This window comes from Burkholderia sp. HMSC10F09, from assembly GCF_001806955.1.
Lineage (GTDB): Bacteria > Pseudomonadota > Gammaproteobacteria > Burkholderiales > Burkholderiaceae > Burkholderia > Burkholderia multivorans.
The window spans coordinates 1-1,092 of record NZ_KV786664.1; the positions used below are offsets into that span (position 1 = coordinate 1).

1 protein-coding gene is annotated in these 1,092 nt (G+C 68.0%); it reads right to left on the reverse strand.

Annotated elements, in window-relative coordinates:
• Positions 1-128: 128 nt before the first annotated feature.
• A partial coding sequence (locus HMPREF3115_RS11340) for an ABC transporter substrate-binding protein (protein WP_070554442.1) occupies positions 129-1,092 on the reverse strand: 964 nt, incomplete at its 5' end.

The following is a 1,092-nucleotide window of genomic DNA, read 5'->3' on the forward strand; positions in this document are numbered from 1 at the left end:
GCCGCGCGTCGGCCGCGGATGCCGCGTCGCAGGCGCTGCACGGGACGCGCGACACTGCGGCGCCAGCGCCGCCGGCGGGGGCCGGCGCAGTGCGTGCGGTAGAAGCGGATTCGATCGTCGACATCGCGTCACCCCAGCACGTTCGCATAGACCTGCTGCGCGAAGCGCTGCGGATCCGTGCTCTTTTTCAGCACGTTGATGCGACGGAAATCGTCCGCATAGAACGCGATTTCCTGCTGCAGGTCGACGTTGGTCGGGTGGTGCGTATAGGTCAGCGTCGCATAGAGCTTGCGCAGGTCTTCCGTACTGATCTTCGGCGAATACTTCGCGAATACCTTGGCGGCTTCGTTCGGATTGTCGTGCGTGTATTCGGTCGCCTGCACGATCGAGCGCGCGAGCGCGGCGGCCGCCGGGCGGTCGTTGCGCACGAGATCGCCGCGCGCGCCGATCACGCAGCAGACCTTGCGCGCATATTCGCCGGACAGGTTCGTCGCGAGCTCCGCATAGGCGCCCTGGCTGCGCTTCTCGAGCAGATAGAGGTTCGGGTCGCCGTCGGCGATCGCCTGGATCTCGCCCTTGTCGACCGCGACGCCGAGCAGGTCGGCCGGATACTGCCGCCACGCGATGTCGCGTTCGGGATCGATGCCGTTCTTCGCGAGCAGGATCGAGAAGAAGTGCTTGCCGGGCGCGGCGAGATCGCTGACGCCGACCGTCTTGCCCTTGAGCGCCTGCAGCGTCGTCACGCCGGCGGCTTTGGCGCCGACGAGCCGCACGCAGCCGCCGTGCGAGCTGCCGATGATCTTCAGGTCGAAGCCGGCTTCGAGCGGCTTCAGCCAGCGATGGATCATCCCGACCGCCGCATCGGCCTTGCCGGTCGCGATCGATTCGAGCAGCTGGTCGGTCGAGCCGCTGTAGTTGATGAGCTCGACCTGCAGGCCGTTGCGTTCGAAGAAGCCGCGCTCCTGCGCGACGACGATCGGCGTCAGGCAGAACGCGTTCTGGTTCCAGGCGAACGTGAGCTTCTTCAGCGGCGGCGCCGACCACGCGCGGCGGCCGAGCGTGATCGCCGGCGCGGCGAGCGCGGCGGCGCCG